At 59.1% G+C, this 15,954-nt stretch carries 12 protein-coding genes and 2 pseudogenes; 6 read left to right on the forward strand and 8 right to left on the reverse strand.

Annotated elements, in window-relative coordinates; genetic code table 11:
• Positions 1-518: 518 nt before the first annotated feature.
• The 3 genes and pseudogenes from ACTQYB_RS07745 to ACTQYB_RS07755 all read left to right on the forward strand — a co-directional run.
• Positions 519-1,241, forward strand: a pseudogene (locus ACTQYB_RS07745) (ABC transporter substrate-binding protein); the annotation flags it as partial.
• A gap of 195 nt (positions 1,242-1,436) precedes the next feature.
• Positions 1,437-1,634, forward strand: a complete 198-nt coding sequence (locus ACTQYB_RS07750) for a hypothetical protein (protein WP_321046482.1) — start codon at positions 1,437-1,439, stop codon at positions 1,632-1,634.
• A 285-nt stretch (positions 1,635-1,919) separates the two neighbouring features.
• Positions 1,920-2,585: an NUDIX domain-containing protein gene (locus tag ACTQYB_RS07755; protein WP_412170258.1), complete on the forward strand. Its 666-nt coding sequence runs from the start codon at positions 1,920-1,922 to the stop codon at positions 2,583-2,585.
• A 218-nt stretch (positions 2,586-2,803) separates the two neighbouring features.
• Here the strand turns inward: ACTQYB_RS07755 and pyk are convergent, their stop codons facing one another.
• The 6 genes from pyk to ACTQYB_RS07785 all read right to left on the reverse strand — a co-directional run bounded on the left by pyk (position 2,804) and on the right by ACTQYB_RS07785 (position 11,309).
• Positions 2,804-4,246 carry a pyruvate kinase gene (pyk, locus tag ACTQYB_RS07760; RefSeq protein ID WP_029576322.1) on the reverse strand — a complete coding sequence of 481 codons (1,443 nt, stop codon included), beginning with the start codon at positions 4,244-4,246 and terminating at the stop codon, positions 2,804-2,806.
• A 214-nt stretch (positions 4,247-4,460) separates the two neighbouring features.
• Positions 4,461-5,468: a TerC family protein gene (locus tag ACTQYB_RS07765; RefSeq protein ID WP_033505437.1), complete on the reverse strand. Its 1,008-nt coding sequence runs from the start codon at positions 5,466-5,468 to the stop codon at positions 4,461-4,463.
• A gap of 290 nt (positions 5,469-5,758) precedes the next feature.
• A complete protein-coding gene (gene uvrB / locus ACTQYB_RS07770) occupies positions 5,759-7,870 on the reverse strand; it encodes an excinuclease ABC subunit UvrB (protein ID WP_441495920.1) in 2,112 nt (703 codons plus the stop codon).
• 118 nt (positions 7,871-7,988) lie between these two features.
• Positions 7,989-8,624: a dephospho-CoA kinase gene (gene coaE, locus ACTQYB_RS07775; protein WP_412170256.1), complete on the reverse strand. Its 636-nt coding sequence runs from the start codon at positions 8,622-8,624 to the stop codon at positions 7,989-7,991.
• Between the two features lie 122 nt (positions 8,625-8,746).
• Positions 8,747-10,225 (reverse strand): 30S ribosomal protein S1, encoded by a 1,479-nt coding sequence (gene rpsA / locus ACTQYB_RS07780; RefSeq protein ID WP_033505431.1) that lies wholly within the window; start codon positions 10,223-10,225, stop codon positions 8,747-8,749.
• Positions 10,226-10,427: 202 nt separating this feature from the next.
• Positions 10,428-11,309 carry a bifunctional methylenetetrahydrofolate dehydrogenase/methenyltetrahydrofolate cyclohydrolase gene (locus ACTQYB_RS07785; RefSeq protein WP_441482361.1) on the reverse strand — a complete coding sequence of 294 codons (882 nt, stop codon included), beginning with the start codon at positions 11,307-11,309 and terminating at the stop codon, positions 10,428-10,430.
• 353 nt (positions 11,310-11,662) lie between these two features.
• On the opposite strand from ACTQYB_RS07785, the gene ACTQYB_RS07790 reads away from it, so the two are divergent.
• The 3 genes and pseudogenes from ACTQYB_RS07790 to ACTQYB_RS07800 all read left to right on the forward strand — a co-directional run bounded on the left by ACTQYB_RS07790 (position 11,663) and on the right by ACTQYB_RS07800 (position 14,596).
• Positions 11,663-12,586 carry a metal ABC transporter solute-binding protein, Zn/Mn family gene (locus ACTQYB_RS07790; protein ID WP_441482362.1) on the forward strand — a complete coding sequence of 308 codons (924 nt, stop codon included), beginning with the start codon at positions 11,663-11,665 and terminating at the stop codon, positions 12,584-12,586.
• Between the two features lie 197 nt (positions 12,587-12,783).
• Positions 12,784-13,395 (forward strand): annotated as a pseudogene (locus ACTQYB_RS07795) (ATP-binding cassette domain-containing protein); the annotation flags it as partial.
• Between the two features lie 358 nt (positions 13,396-13,753).
• Positions 13,754-14,596: a metal ABC transporter permease gene (locus ACTQYB_RS07800; protein ID WP_441482363.1), complete on the forward strand. Its 843-nt coding sequence runs from the start codon at positions 13,754-13,756 to the stop codon at positions 14,594-14,596.
• A 36-nt stretch (positions 14,597-14,632) separates the two neighbouring features.
• Here ACTQYB_RS07800 and ispF read toward each other — a convergent pair whose 3' ends face one another.
• Together ispF and ACTQYB_RS07810 are read right to left on the reverse strand one after the other, a co-directional pair.
• Complete coding sequence (ispF, locus tag ACTQYB_RS07805) at positions 14,633-15,109, reverse strand: 2-C-methyl-D-erythritol 2,4-cyclodiphosphate synthase (protein ID WP_441482364.1); 477 nt, start codon at positions 15,107-15,109, stop codon at positions 14,633-14,635.
• Between the two features lie 104 nt (positions 15,110-15,213).
• On the reverse strand, positions 15,214-15,816 hold the full coding sequence (locus ACTQYB_RS07810) for a CarD family transcriptional regulator (protein WP_015450396.1): 603 nt from the start codon (positions 15,814-15,816) through the stop codon (positions 15,214-15,216).
• Between the last annotated feature and the right edge of the window lie 138 nt (positions 15,817-15,954).

The raw sequence follows: 15,954 nt of genomic DNA on the forward strand, positions 1-15,954 counted from the left end.
CGGCACTCGGACGGCCTTTTTAACGACACGTCACGTTAAACGCACGCCGACACGCCTACAGCCACTTGGCCTGACCGGCATCATAAACACCACGTTTAGTTCCTATAGGCCCCAGTTTGTATACCCCACAAACCGCGCACGCAAAACCAGAAGCCAACGTCACCAGTTCGTGAGATTGTAACCCGACAATGAGGGTGGCCAACACGCGAGTCGCTGCTTGTCCCTGCAACCTTCTACCGACGCCCACCAACCGCTCAGCGTCGGCAAAACCCTCTACCGACGCTCAAAGGTGTCTCAGCGTCGGCAGGAGCAAAGAACTATTTTAACGGCGTGCTGGCTGGCCTCAACATACCGCCACACAATCGCGATTCATTATGAGTTCAATTTCGCGACACCATACCCCACCGAAGATTCATGTCAACGTCAATCCCGCTTCAATCCGCACGCACATAGTGCCTTCTGTCCATACAGACACAACAACCAACGAATGAAATCAATCTCAGGAAAGACTGGCACATATGATTTCCCTGCGTAAGGCAATCGCCATCCCCATGGCAGCGGTACTCGCCCTGTCCATGGCGGCATGCGGATCCTCCTCTTCCTCGTCTGCGTCGTCAGGCAAGGCCGTGACGGTCAACGAGAAATCCGCGAAGGCGACTTCACTCAAGGATTTCGGCACGATGGACGACCTGGTCGCCGCTGCCGAGAAGGAAGGCGCGCTCAACGTCATCGCCCTGCCGCACGACTGGTCTGATTACGGCGAAGTCATCGCTGCATTCAAGAAGAAGTATCCGAAGATCAAGATCACCGAGCTCACCCCGAACGCCTCCTCCAAGGAGGAAATCGACGCCGGCAAGACGAATAAGGGCACTGATGCCGCACCCGACGTCTACGACCTGGGTCTGGCCGTCGCATCAACCAACACCGACCAGTTCGCCGCATACAAAGTGCAGGCGTGGGACGATATCCCCAATTCCGTCAAGGACGCCGACGGCAAGTATGTCGCCGATTACACCGGCATCATGTCCATCGGTTGGAATGCCGACAAGTACGGCGACATCACCAAGTTGGACAATCTGCTTGACCCCAAGTTCGCCGGAACCGTCGCACTCAACGGCAAACCTGCCGAAGCGGGCGCCGCATTCAACGGGTTCCTGATGGCAAACCAGCTGTCCGGCGGTACGATCAAGAACCTGCAGCCCGGCCTTGACTCCTTCGAGAAGCTCAAGGAAGCCAGCAACCGAATACGTGGCAACCTTCATCGGCCTGACCAATCGTCTGCCCGGCCATTCCGACGGCACACAAGCCGAAGTCTTCGGCCAGCGCATCCCCCTTGCTCAAGGGATCGCGTACCGGGGATGTCACCGTGCTCGTACGCCCCGAGAACATCGCGCTGATTGCCATCGGTTCCGAAGAAGATGCTCCAAAAGCGGATTGTGAGGGTCTCAACGGCATCGAGACACGGGGTCAACGTCATCCACTTCCTGGGCGCTCTCGTCCGTATGGATGCGGTGCTCACCGGCAGCGGCACACCGTTGACCATCCAGTTGCCTGCCAGCGAGCTGCCTCCTACGCTGCACACCGGCTCGACCGTGCTGATCGCACCGCTGCCGGTGCCGGCGCTCGCTGTGTGATGGCAACAACACATACGTAACGACAGTGCGTGAAGTCGGCGGTCTCACGCACACGTCAACGGACCGAGGACCAGCAGCGCGACCAACAGCTTTCTGGGTGCACACTGTCGCGTCTCGGCGTACCCGGAGAAGGGAACAAATGCAAGCCACCGGGTCCGAGTTCGCCGCAAGCCGAATCCTCCAGGAAGGCGGACATGCCCAGTGACAGCACACCTCAACGGCGTAGAATGAGAGCTGATGCACCCACCGCTCCGAGCTGTTTTGAGCGGTTATCAAGGAGGAACAATGAGTGAGACAACCTTCCGCAAGTTCGATCCGTGGCGTCCTGCCCCAGTCAAAGAGGAATCTCGCCGGCAAATCATGCAAAGCCACTATTTCAATGTGGACCAGGTATCTTTCGATTCCTCGAAAGTCGGGCATTTCGAACGGTTCATCGTCGAAGAGAACAATGGCGACACGGTCGGTATCATCGGACTGACTGATGACGGCCGCATCCCCCTGGTCGAGCAGTACCGCCTGCCTACGCATCGCTGGACCTTGGAAATACCGGCCGGCCACGCCTTGGATTCCAACGAGCGTCCGCATGATGTCGCCGTACGCAAGCTGCGCGAGGAGGCCGGGTATGAGGCCAAGGAGCTGGTGCAGGTCGTGCGTTTCATCAATACGCCGAGCTTTTCCACGCAGCATACCGCGGTGTTCTTCGCGACAGGTCTGACCGCCGTCGAACGCGGGGAACTCGGTCCGGAGACTCCTCGCCCAGACGTCCGTCTCATCACCCCCGAGGAAGCCTCGGATATGATCCTCAACGGCACAATCATCGACGCGAAGACAATCATCGCCGTCATGCGGCTGCGCGAGCATCTTGCGGCGGAGGAAGCGGAGCATGCGGGCGCCCATCCGCGTCTGATTCAGCGCATTGCCAAGGCACGCGCAGAACGCAAAGCCAAGTAAACGCGAATCCCAGTGGTGCTGCGCACGCTAACAACTGCACTACTGAAGTAGCGCAACAAACGCAATTGGCCTCCCACATGCAATGTGTGGGAGGCCAATTGCGTTTGCAATCTTGTCATCAACGACCGTGCAATCCGAACCATCGAATCGCGCAGTATGAATCATGCGGGGTTGGGATGCGCCAACCCCGCACAGCGCTGCTCATCGCAGCAAGTGGCTCAGTCGCAAGCGCCGACCGTGTGCACGTAGATGGAATCCGTGCTGCCCGGGCGATGCTCACCCTGAGCGGAGCTCAGCACCACGATGCGATCGCCATCAGCGACCTTGCCAGCAGCGCGCAGCACCTTGTCGGTGAACACCATGAGGTCGCTGCGGTTCTTGTCGTGGTAGTCCTCGTCGAGCAGGAACGCTTCAGTGCCCCAGCTCAGAGCCAGCCAGTGATAGGTGTGCTCGTTGGTGGTCAGGCCGTAGATCGGAGCAGCCGGGCGTTCGCGGGACACGCGATGCACGGTGTTGCCGGTCTGGGTGTAGGCCACGATGGCCTTCGCGTTAACCTTCTCAGCCAGGTCAACAGCCGCGGAGGACACAGCACCGCTGTTGGACATATCCAGGTTCTTCAGTGCCGGGATACGGTCGAAGCCGTGCTCGGTGGCGTAACCGGAGATGCGGGACATGGTCTTGACGGTCTCGGTCGGGTACTCGCCGACGGCGGTCTCGTTGGAGGTCATGGTCGCGTCGGCGCCGTCAAGCACGGCGTTCGCGCAATCGGAAGCCTCAGCGCGGGACGGAACCGGGGAATGCACCATGGAACCGAGCACTTCGGTGGCCACGATGACCGGCTTGGCATACTGGCGTGCCAGCTCGATGCAGCGCTTGGTGACCAGCGGGACCTCTTCGAACGGCATTTCGACGGCCATATCGCCACGGGCGACCATGATGCCGTCGAAGGCCTTGACGATGTCTTCGAGGTTCGCCACAGCCTGCGGCTTCTCGATCTTCGCGACGATCGGGATGCGACGGCCTTCCTCATCCATGATTTCGTGGGCGCGGTCGATATCGGTTGCGAAACGCACGAAGGACATGGCGATGATGTCGGCGCCAGTGCGAATGGCCCAGCGCAGATCGGCTTCGTCCTTCTCGGTCAGAGCAGGCAGGGAAACTGCGACGCCCGGGAGGTTGATGCCCTTGTGGCTGGAAACCGGGCCGGCCACAACAACCTTGGTGTACACGTTGTTGCCCTCGACCTTGGTGACCTCGAGACGAACCTTGCCGTCATCGATGAGAATCGGGTCGCCAGGATGGCAATCGCCCGGCAGACCCTTGAACGTGGTGGAGGTGATGTGCTCGTCGCCCTCGACGTCGTCGGTGGTGATGATGAATTCCTGACCCTCGGTCAGCTCGACCTTGTCTTCGCCTTCGGCGTTCTTCTTGAACCAACCGCAGCGAATCTTCGGACCCTGCAGGTCAACCAGCGCAGCGACGTTGCGGCCGGTCGCCTTGGAAGCCGCACGCACGTTGTTGTAGACCTTGAGGTGATCCTCAGGGGTGCCGTGCGAGCGGTTGAGACGCGCGACGTCCATACCGGCTTCGACGAGCTTGGTGATGCCTTCGAGGGACTCGGTGGCTGGACCGATCGTGTCGACGATCTTTGCTTTACGCATGAATACCTGCCTCTGTTTCAACTTACTTTTCTATTGAACAGGTGGGAATCCTGTTTCCGTGTGCTAGTCTACTCGGTTTCCCCACCATGCGCCAACCATTCAGGCAACTGTGTTGTGAACGCTCACATCGGCTTCATACCGCGTTCACCGTCGATATGTCCGCGTGTTACCGCCGGGCAATCAGGACAGGGTCGGGGGCCTGCGAACCGTTACATCAGGCGCCGTCTGAAACCTGCTGCGCCTGTTCCTTGCGATCCTCCTGCTTCATCTTGAGCACGCTGGCTACAGCGGAACCACCCAATGCGAGCACAATCACGAGCAAGGACAGCCAAGTCGGCACTTCCGGCACCCATGACACCGGGTGTCCGCTGTTGATGAACGGTAGCGAATTGCCCGACAGCGCCTCCATGATGAGCTTGATGCCGATGAATCCAAGCACAATGGACAGGCCGACGGGAAGATAGACGAGTTTGTCGAGCAGTTTGCCGAGCAGGAAGTACAGCTGCTGCAAGCCCAGCAGGGCGAACACGTTCGAAGTGAACACGATGAACGGGTCTTTGGTCAGACCGAAAATCGCGGGGATGGAATCGAAGGCGAACATGACGTCCGTAGTGCCGATGGTCAGGAACACGATGAGCATCGGCGTCCAGAACCGTTGCCCGTTCTTGACAGTACGCAATTTTTCGCCATCGTATTCGTCGGTGATTTTCATGACTTTACGCAGCGCGCGGATTATGCCGTTTTCATGGTATTCCTCGTCATCGTCGTGCCCGGTGACCAGTTTGAGGGCGGTGACGATGAGGAAGGCGCCGAACAGGAAGAACACCCATGTGAACCGCTGGATGATCGCCGCACCAACGAGAATGAAGATGCCACGCAGCACCAGGGCGACGGTGATGCCCACGCTCAAGACATATTTCTGCAGCTCCTTGGGAACCGCGAAATTCGACATGATGATGACGAAGACGAAGAGATTGTCGATGCTGAGCGAGTATTCGGTCATCCACCCGGAATAGAACTCGACAGCCGGCTTCGATCCGGCGACAGCCCAGATGATGCCACCGAAAATCAAGGCCGCCACGACGAAGAACGCGATATGTTGCACGCATTCCTTGGTCGAGGGCACGTGGGGCCTGCGGCCGATGATGAACAGGTCTACAACGACGAATACCGCGAGAACGGCGAAGGTCGCGATCATGAATGCTACCGGAGTTTCTGCCATAGGAACAAGCATAGAAAGAACGGCTGACGCACCATCGATGCAGCTGTCAGAACAGTCGCGACGCATTGCTTTGTTTATGAGGCTTGGCACCCCACAAGCGCAGCGCCGTGTAACGTCTATGGGAGCGTGTTTTGCGGTTTCAGACGGCACGCCCCCTACTTTTCCCGATTTTCCCGACGCTTGGTTGCACAAGCCGTCTGGTTGTAGAACCGGTCTACGTTATTGCTGCACAATCTCGCCAAAATACACTCCCGCAACGGTCTTGCAGCCTGATTGCGGACCGCACTACGCTACTGCTGGGCCTGCGTCATATGGCGAAGTTCCTTTTTCAGGTCGCGGATCTCATCGCGCAACCGCGCGGCAAGTTCGAACTGGAGTTGTTCCGCGGCGGTGTGCATCTGTTCGCTCATCTGACGGATGAGATCGGCCAAATCCTGCGCCGGAAGCCCGGCTTCGAGGATTTCCTCATGCCGTTTCTCGATCTCGTCCTGATCGACATTGGGCACGCCGAGATGAGAATTGCCGGCTTTCCCGGCGTTGCGATACCCGCCTTCGAGCAGACTCTGCGTATCAACATCCTCCTTGGCGATCATGTCGTTGACGTCGCTGATCTTCTTGATCAACGGCTTGGGGTCGATATGATGCTCCTTGTTATAGGCGATCTGCTTGGCGCGCCGCCTTTCGGTCTCCGTAATCGCCTTGTTCATGGCATCCGTGACTTCATCGGCGTACATGATGACCGTTCCCGACACATTTCGCGCGGCGCGGCCGATGGTCTGGATCAGCGAACGATAGGACCGCAAGAATCCTTCCTTGTCGGCATCCAATATCGCCACCAACGAAACCTCTGGCAGATCAAGCCCCTCGCGCAACAAGTTGATGCCGACAATCACGTCAATCTTGCCTTCACGCAACTCGCGCAGGAGCTCGACGCGCCTCAGCGTGTCGACATCGGAATGCAGATATTCGACTTTGATGCCTTTGTCGAGCAGGTAATCGGTCAGGTCCTCTGCCATCTTCTTGGTGAGTGTCGTGACCAGCGCACGCTCGTTCTTGGCTACGCGATCCTTGATTTCGGCGAGCAGGTCGTCGATCTGCCCTTCGACCGGCCTGACCTCGATCTTCGGATCAAGCAGGCCGGTGGGGCGGATGATCTGTTCGACCACGCCGTCGGAGAGCCCGAGCTCGTAATCACCCGGGGTCGCCGACAGATAGACGGTCTGCCCGACGCGCTGAAGGAATTCGTCCCATTTGAGCGGACGGTTATCCATCGCCGAAGGCAGACGGAAGCCATGCTCGACCAGCGTGCGTTTACGGCTGGCGTCCCCTTCGTACATGGCTCCGATTTGTGGGACTGTGACGTGGGACTCGTCGATAACGAGCAGGAAATCGTCCGGGAAGAAATCCAACAAGGTATGCGGCGGGGTGCCCGGCTCACGGCCATCGAAATGCCGTGAATAATTCTCAACGCCGGCGCATGTGCCCATCTGGGTCAGCATTTCCAAATCGTAGGTGGTGCGCATGGTCAGGCGTTGCGCTTCCAGTTCCTTGCCCTGTTTGCGCAACTCGGCGACGCGTTGGTCGAGTTCCTCCTTGATAGTGTGCAGCGCGCGTTCCATGCGCTCGGGGCCGGCGACATAGTGCGAAGCCGGGAAGATATGCACCTGACTGACATGGTCGATGACGTCCCCGGTGATCGGGTGGAGGGTGGAAATCCGGTCGATTTCGTCGCCGAAGAACTCGATGCGGATGGCCAGCTCTTCATACACGGGGATGATCTCCACGGTATCGCCACGCACGCGGAAGGTGCCGCGTGTGAAGGCGATGTCGTTGCGCTTGTATTGCATGTCAACGAATTTGCGCAGCAGCGTGTCACGATCGATCTGCTGACCCTCCTTCAGGAACAGCATGCGACCCGCGTATTCCTCGGGAGTACCCAAGCCGTAAATGCATGACACCGTAGCGACGACCACGCAATCGCGACGGGTGAGCAGGTTCGCGGTGGCGGCGTGGCGCAGACGCTCGACGTCGTCGTTGATATTGGAATCCTTCTCGATATAGGTGTCCGTTTGAGGGATGTAAGCCTCCGGCTGGTAATAGTCGTAGTAGGACACGAAGTAACTCACGGCGTTGTCAGGCATGAGCTCACGGAATTCGGCGCACAGCTGCGCCGCCAAGGTCTTGTTGGGCTCGAGAATCAGGGTCGGCCGTTGCAGTTTCTCGATAAGCCAAGCGACGGTTGCGGTTTTACCGGTGCCGGTCGCGCCCATGAGCACGACATCGTTCTCACCATTGTTGATCCGCTCGGCGAGCTCCTTGATGGCCTGGGGTTGATCCCCAGAAGGCTTGTAGGGGGCCTTGACGACAAATGGCTTGTCTGTGCGTTCGATGGAAATGCCCATATCGTCCTCCCATTGAGTCTCGCATGACCCGTCCGCATGCTGATTTTTCCAGCATATCAAGTGATTCGTACAAATGTTCGATATTGCAGTATGCCCGCTCACCGCCAGCTTCTACCGCTTATCTCCCGCTCGCGCTCGCTTCATCCCGCCAAGTGGCGTAGAGCGAGTCGACGCGCTCGAGCATGGTTTTTACATCCACATTGGAGTCCACGACCGTGTCCGCCATGGCAATTCGGGCCGACCGCTTGCTCTGGCTGGCGATCCGGGCTCGCGCTTGTGCCCTGTCCATTCCCCGTGTGCGAATCATGCGTTCGATGCGTATTGATTCCGGCGCCTCGACTGTGACGATATGATCGAAACTGAAGGGCAGGTCATGAAGGACTTCAGCGAGTAGCGGGATGTCATGGACGATTACGGCCGAGCTGTTCTGCCGGGCAGTCTGCATGTCAATCCGTTGGGCCAACTCGTAAATCAGCGGATGCTCGATGGCGTCCAAACGCTGCCTTGCGTGAGGATCGGTATGCTCACCGAATACACGGTTGGCGAGCCAGATGCGATTCAGCCTGCCGTCTGCACCAACGGCCTCAGGGCCGAACACGTCAACGATGCGCTGTAATGCCACTCCCCCGGGTTCCACGACCTGCCTGGCGAGGGCATCGTAATCAATAATCGTCGCCCCGAGTTCGCCAAGTCTGCGGGAAACCGTGCTTTTCCCTGCCGCGATGCCTCCGGTCAGTCCGATTCGTATCACCATGTTTTCCATGGTAGCCGCACGACATGCCGGGCAAGATACGGTATGGCCCCGGTCACCGAAGTGCCGGGGCCATACCGTTGGTTTGTCAGTCAACCATGTCAGTCAGTGATGACTGGCATCGCTCACTTCTTCTCCTTGAGCAGCTGCTCACGAAGGGCGGCCAGCTGGTCGGAACCAGCGAGGGTGCCTTCAGACTCATTGTTCGAGGAGTAGTTGGAGGTCTCCTGGACCTTCTCTTCGCGAGGGGTCTGGCCGTCCTCGGCTGCGGAAGCCGCGGCGTTCTCCAGCTCCTTGGCAACGAAGGCCTTGTGCTCTTCCCACAGATCGTGGGCAGCGGCGTACTGGGATTCCCATTCCTCGCGCTGCTTCTCGTATCCGGCGATCCACTCGTTGGTGTTCGGGTCGAAGCCTTCCGGATACTTGTAGTTGCCGTCTTCGTCGTACTCGGCCGGCATGCCATAGAGCGCCGGATCGAAGTCCTCGGAGTTCGGGTCGACAGCGTCGTTCGCCTGCTTGAGGGACAGGGAGATACGGCGACGATCAAGATCGACGTCGATAACCTTGACGAACACGGTCTCGCCCTGCTTGACAACGGTCTCCGGGTTCTCGACGTGGCGGTTGGCCAGCTCGGAGATGTGCACGAGGCCTTCGATGCCGTCTTCGACGGACACGAACACACCGAACTGCACGATCTTGGTGACCTTGCCCTTGACGATCTGGCCGGGGACGTGGGTGCGAGCGAAGCGCTGCCACGGATCTTCCTGGGTGGCCTTGAGGGACAACGAGATACGCTCGCGATCCATATCGACGTCGAGCACCTCAACGGTGACCTTCTGGCCGACCTTGACGACCTCGGACGGGTGATCGATGTGCTTCCAAGACAGCTCGGACACGTGGATCAGGCCGTCAACACCGCCCAGATCGACGAACGCGCCGAAGTTGACGATGGAGGACACGACGCCTTCGCGGATCTGGCCCTTCTTGAGCTGGGACAGGAAGGTCTCGCGGACCTCGGACTGGGTCTCCTCGAGATACTGGCGACGGGACAGCACCACGTTGTTGCGGTTCTTGTCGAGCTCCAGGATCTTGGCCTTGATCTTCTGGCCGATGTACGGAGACAGGTCGCGCACGCGACGCATCTCAACGAGCGAGGCAGGCAGGAAGCCACGCAGGCCGATGTCGACGATGAGGCCGCCCTTGACAGCTTCGATGACGGTGCCTTCGACAACGCCATCGGCTTCCTTGATCTTCTCGATATCGCCCCAAGCGCGCTCATACTGTGCACGCTTCTTGGACAGGATAAGACGGCCTTCCTTGTCTTCCTTGGTCACGACAAGGGCCTCGATGGTGTCGCCGACTTCGACGACATCGTCGGGATCGACGTCCTTCTTGATGGAAAGTTCGCGGGAGGGGATGACACCCTCGGTCTTGTAGCCGATGTCGAGCAGGACCTCGTCACGGTCGACCTTGACGACCGTGCCCTCGACCAGATCACCATCATCGAAGTTCTTGATGGTGGAATCGACTGCCTTGATGAAGTCTTCTTCGGTGCCGATGTCGTTGATCGCGACCTTGGTGACTTCCTTATTGTTTTCTGCCATTAAAATAGTGGTTTCTGTTAATGAGTAGATGGATAAAATCGTTATTCAGTTATCTGGTATGCCCCTGGAGACATACCTTGACTGAGTTTAGCGTGTACCATGCACAAATGCCGCCGGTGAAATACGGCGTGTCGTACCCCGGAATGCCACGGCTGCGGGGCTACCCCACACCGGCAGGCACGACACCGCATATACACGTGGTTCAGCGAGCGGAGGCGCGCTCCGCGATCTCCACGACATTCGCCAACAGCATGGCTCGCGTCATCGGCCCCACTCCACCTGGGTTGGGCGTATAGGCGCTGGCCTTGGCATAGCACGCCTTGTCCACGTCGCCCTTGATGCGATACCTGCCCGTCTGCTCGTCCCAGACGCGCGAGACGCCGACATCAACCAGCACGGCGCCCGGCTTGATGTCATCCGGCGTGACGAAACCGGCCGAGCCCATCGCCGCGATGATGACATCTGCCCGGCGCATATGCTTGTGCACGTCCTTGGTGCCGGTATGGCACAAGGTGACAGTCGCATTGACATTCCGTCTGGTCAGCAACAGCCCGATGGTGCGGCCGATGGTGATACCGCGCCCCAGCACGCACACCTCCTTGCCGTCCAGCCCGATGCCGTAATGGTCAAGCAGGGTCAGCACGCCACGTGGTGTGCATGGCAGCGGCGTGGCGATTTCGCCGGAGGTGTGCAGCACCAGCTCGCCCAGATTGTACGGGTGCATGCCATCGACGTCCTTGCCGGGATCGATGCGCGCAATCACCGAGAGTTCATCGACACCGACGGGCAACGGCAGTTGGACGATGAAGCCGGTGCACGCGGGGTCGGCGTTCAGCTCGTCGACCGCTTGTACAATCTGCGATTCGGTCGCATCGGCGGGCAGATCGCGGCGAATCGACGTGATGCCTACTTCAGCGCAATCCGCATGTTTGCCGGCAACGTATTTGACGGAGCCCGGGTCACTACCCACCAGAAGCGTTCCGAGACCCGGTTGGATCCCTTGCCGCTTGAGGGCTGCGACTCTGGTGCTCAAATCCGCTTTGATCTGGGCAGCCACGCTTTTGCCGTCCAATACGATGGGCATGCTGTGCCTCCTGACGCCGCCCCGACCGCAACAACATGCCTGCGCCGCCCCGGAGCGGACAGGAGCTGCGCAGCTTACGTTTTCTGTATCGTAAGCTATCGTGGGGAGAGAACATGCGCGCATTCCGGCATGCGGAGCGCTCAGCAGACCGAGTCGTTCAGCGAACAGGGCACAGCAGACAGAGAAAAGGTGGCAACATGAGCACACGGGGGCTTGGCAACAGATTGGCAACATGGTTCGCGGCGCTGGCGGCCATCGCATTGCTCCTTCCCCTGGCCGGGTGCTTACCCACCCCGCGTCCTGCTTCCTCGACGACGCCCTCAGCCACGGCCTCGAAGGGGCCGATCCTTGTGGTGGCATCCGTCAATCAGTGGGGCACCCTCGCACAGGAAATCGGCGGCGATGATGTCAAGGTCACCACGATTCTTAATTCCACGAACGTCGATGCCCACGATTTCGAGCCCAAGACCTCGGACATCGCCGAAATCCAAAAGGCCCAGGTCGTCGTGACCAACGGAGCCGGCTACGACTCATGGGCTTCGAAGAGCATCGCCAAAGGCACGGTCAGCGTCTCTGCAGCCTCCACCGTCGGCGCAATTTCCGGCGACAACCCGCATCTGTGGTTCTCGAAAGACGCGCGCAAAGCGATGGCGACCGAATTGGCCGACACCTTCTCCAAAATCCTGCCGTCCAAGAAGAAGTCCTTCGATAAGCGTCTCAAGACATGGCAAAGCGAGGAATCAGACCTTGAAGATGCCATGGCCGCCTTCGCCAAGAAGCACAGGAACACCACGTATGCAGCCACCGAAGCTGTCGCTTATTATCTGATGTCTGATATGAAGCTCAAGGATGTCACACCGCAAGGCTATCTGCAGTCTGTCACGTCAGGCGGAGAGGCGGCCCCGGCGGATTTGCAGGAGTTCCAGGAGCTTCTGGAATCAGACAAAGCAAAACTGCTGGTGGACAATCCGCAGGAATCCAGCGATTCTGCGGCTCTACTAAAGAAGACGGCCACGGCGAACAAGGTGCCCGTCATTGAAATCACCGAGCAGATGCCTTCCGACCAGCACACGCTGACCGGCTGGATTTCCTCGCTTGTCGAAACCATGACCAAGCAGGTCGCCGCCGCGCAAACCGATGAGAAGGACTCGTCGAACGATACGTCCGACGGCACCGCTACCGATGCGAATACGCAGGACGCCTCCCCCAGCCCGTCTTCTGCAAGCCAGTCCGCCAGCGATCCGTCGAGCAGCACGAGCCCGTCATCAGCGCAGTAACGGGGCGACTGAGCTCCATACCGTTGCGCGATTGCTTTGGTCACCTTGGTCGCGGTCCTGGTTTCACCCCCCGACTAAATGAGAATGATTGTCAGCATCATTTGTCATACTTGTTTTCATACGACATCCCTACGGCTTGATTTCAGACAGACAACGGGATGCGCCCGATTCCAACGACAATCCACGGGGAGGTCAGCATGACAGGATCAGCGCCCCAAGCCGCCCAGGACGGCGATCTGAATACCAGCGGCGAAAGAAACACCGCAAAGAACACCGTCCATGAGGCTGCCATCGTGTTCAACCAAGCGGCGGTCAGCCGTGGCGACCGTGTGATTTGGAGCAACGGGACCTTCTCAATCCCGCGCGGATCGGTCACCGCCATCGTCGGAACCAATGGTGCCGGCAAGACGACCATGATGAAAGCCGAGCTCGGGCTGCTCCCGTTGTCGCACGGCAATGTGGAAGTCCTTGGAGAACCGGCAGGCAAGTCCAATAAGCGCATCGGGTATGTGCCGCAAAGTTACACATCGGACATCGATTCCAATCTCACCGCGGAGCAATCGGTGCTGCTCGGCCTGACGGGCACACGATTCGGCTTCCATATCACCACTGCGGCGCAACGCAATCGTGCCCACAAAGCGATGGACTTTGTTGGTGTGGCCGACAAAGCGTCCTACCGCTTATCGCAACTGTCCGGCGGGCTTCGGCAACGTGTCGCCATCGCACAGGCGTTGGTGAGCGACCCCGAGCTGCTCATGCTCGACGAGCCGCTCGCCAATCTCGATCTGGCCAGCCAACGCGCAACCGTCCACGTGCTGGCGCGGCTCAACCATGAGCTCGGCATGACCATCCAAGTGGTCGCCCACGACCTCAACATGCTGCTGCCGATCCTCACCGGAGCCGTGTACCTGCTCGACGGGCATCCCCATTACGCCGCGATGAACGACGTACTCGACGCGAATCTGCTGACCCACTTGTATGGTACGACCGTCCAAGTCGTGACCACCCCGCAAGGCGATATGTTCGTCACCCCGTCCCCCGACGAGCCAGACAACATCGAACAGGATACGCATGCACCCGTCGAAGTGGCGCAATTCCACCATCATGCGCACCAGCATCAGCCGGATGCGCCCGCAGCGGCACCGGCAGAAAGGTCATGACCCGAACATGAGTGATATCGATTTCTCCTTCAATCCCCAGTGGGCGCAGACCCTCGGCATGCCATTCATGCACAACGCGTTCCTCGCCGGACTGTGCATCGCAGTGGCAGCCGGTGCCATGGGATATTTCACTATCGCACGGCATTCCACATTCGCCGCCCACGCCTTGGCGCACATCGGTTTGCCCGGGGCGACCGGCGCGGTGCTTCTCGGATTGCCGGTATCCTTGGGCCTCGGCATCTTCGCGCTCGCAGGCGCGCTCGTCATTGGAGCGCTGGGCAAAAGAGCCTCGCAACGCGAAATCGCCACAGGAACCGTGCTAGCCTTCGCCACCGGTCTCGGCCTGTTCTTCGCACGGCTGTCAAGTTCGGCATCGCAACAGATGCAATCCATTTTGTTTGGCTCGATTCTGACAATCACAGACGATCAGGTAATCGGGTTCGCGATTTTCGACATCGTACTCGTCATCGCACTCGCCGTCATCTACCGCCCGCTGCTGTTCAGTTCATTGGATGAGCAGGTGGCTCAGGCCAAAGGCGTGCCGATCGGGCTGATGAATGTGCTGTTCATGGCGATTATGGCGGGAGTCATCACCATTGCGGTGCCCGCAGTGGGAACCTTACTGATCTTCGCGCTCGTTGTCACCCCGGCTGCAACCGCGAATATCATCGCCGCATCCCCGCTGAAAGCCATGTGCACGGCGAGCGTGCTGTGCTTGGTTTCCATCTGGGGTGGGTTGGCGCTCTCAGCAATGTTCCCGGCGCCGCCAAGCTTCATCATCGTGACGCTGTCCACCCTCTTCTGGGTTATTGCGCGTGCTGTCTCCGCTGTGAAAACCACCAACGCGTAACACACAATAGTGCTCGAATAGACCGGACTGTCGTGCCTAGACTATCGAGCCTGGATTATCGCATTTGACGACCAGCGCGGTCGCCATCGCTGCGAGGCCTTCCCCCGCCCCGGTGAATCCCATGCCGTCGGTGGTGGTTGCGGTGATGGATACCGGGCATCCTGCGGCCTGGGACATCGCCCGCTGCGCCTGTTCGCGATTGGCACTCATTTTCGGCCTGTTGCCGATAACCACGACACTGGCGTTCAACGGTTTGAACCCGTGCTCACGCAGAGTGTCGCAGGTTGTGCGGAGCATATCGGTTCCATGGGCTCCGGCTCCCGCGCTGTCAGCACCGACGCCGAACAGCGTGCCGATATCACCCAATCCTGCCGCTGATAACAGTGCGTCAATGAGGGCATGCGCAGCGACGTCCCCGTCGGAATCCCCTTCAATCCCGACGCCTTCCCACTTCAGGCACGCAAGCCACAGCGGACGGGCGTCCTTGGCGAAACGATGGGCGTCAAACCCCATTCCCGCAAGCGGGTTTTGCGGAACCGAGACCCCAGAAGCCCATCGGTTCGGGGGTTCTTGAGGAATCGGCACGGATGAATCCCCGTACGGCACCGAAGCCAAGGTCACTTCTTCTTGCTCTTGGACTTCTTCTTTTCCGCTTCAAGACGGGCAAGCGTCTGCGATGCCGGCTCCTCGGGAGCCTCGGTGTGATGCTTGTCATCGCCCGGCAGCGGGTCGGCGTAGCCGAGGTTGACATCAAGCAACCGCTGCGCTTCCTCTTCGGAAATGTCTTCGGACAGCGAAATTTCGGACGTGAGGATGCTCCGCGCGCGTGTCAGCATGCGCTTTTCGCCGGCGGACAAGCCGTGCTCATCGACATTGCGCTGGGACAGGTCGCGCACGACCTCGGCGATTTGGTTCACGTCGCCTGTCGAAATCTTCTCGACATTGAGTTTGTAACGGCGGGACCAGTTCATTTCCTTCTCGACGATCGGCGTGCGTAGGATGCCGAACACCTTCGACACGGCATCGGCGTCGACGATATCGCGAACCCCGACCTTCTCCGCGTTTTCCACGGGGACATTGATGACCAGACCGTCGGAGGACAGGACAGACAGCTGCAGGTACTGCCGTGTAACGCCTTTCACCGTGCGCTCGGTAATCGCATCGACCCGTGCCGCACCATGACGCGGATACACGACCATATCGCCGACTTTGTAACCCATGAACCCTCCGTGAACGACGTAGTCAAAGACCGTAACCTTACATATTATGCCAAGGGGCCGAGACTTAGATAATTATGGAATCACGACACCTCCTCGAGCACGACCCCGTATTCCATCGACAGCGAAAAAATGTGAGAA

Source organism: Bifidobacterium sp. LCP19S3_E9, assembly GCF_052121135.1.
GTDB classification, from domain to species: Bacteria; Actinomycetota; Actinomycetes; order Actinomycetales; family Bifidobacteriaceae; genus Bifidobacterium; species Bifidobacterium thermacidophilum.

Excerpts from the sequence above, each read along its gene's own strand:
- ACTQYB_RS07800 (WP_441482363.1), top strand. The coding sequence starts at position 13,754 with ATGAGTGATATCGATTTCTCCTTCAATCCCCAGTGGGCGCAGACCCTC.
- coaE (WP_412170256.1), bottom strand. The coding sequence starts at position 8,624 with ATGGTGATACGAATCGGACTGACCGGAGGCATCGCGGCAGGGAAAAGC.
- rpsA (WP_033505431.1), bottom strand. The coding sequence starts at position 10,225 with ATGGCAGAAAACAATAAGGAAGTCACCAAGGTCGCGATCAACGACATC.
- ACTQYB_RS07765 (WP_033505437.1), bottom strand. The coding sequence starts at position 5,468 with ATGGCAGAAACTCCGGTAGCATTCATGATCGCGACCTTCGCCGTTCTC.
- ispF (WP_441482364.1), bottom strand. The coding sequence starts at position 15,109 with ATGGGGTTTGACGCCCATCGTTTCGCCAAGGACGCCCGTCCGCTGTGG.
- pyk (WP_029576322.1), bottom strand. The coding sequence starts at position 4,246 with ATGCGTAAAGCAAAGATCGTCGACACGATCGGTCCAGCCACCGAGTCC.
- ACTQYB_RS07755 (WP_412170258.1), top strand. The coding sequence starts at position 1,920 with ATGAGTGAGACAACCTTCCGCAAGTTCGATCCGTGGCGTCCTGCCCCA.
- uvrB (WP_441495920.1), bottom strand. The coding sequence starts at position 7,870 with ATGGGCATTTCCATCGAACGCACAGACAAGCCATTTGTCGTCAAGGCC.
- ACTQYB_RS07785 (WP_441482361.1), bottom strand. The coding sequence starts at position 11,309 with ATGCCCATCGTATTGGACGGCAAAAGCGTGGCTGCCCAGATCAAAGCG.
- ACTQYB_RS07810 (WP_015450396.1), bottom strand. The coding sequence starts at position 15,816 with ATGGGTTACAAAGTCGGCGATATGGTCGTGTATCCGCGTCATGGTGCG.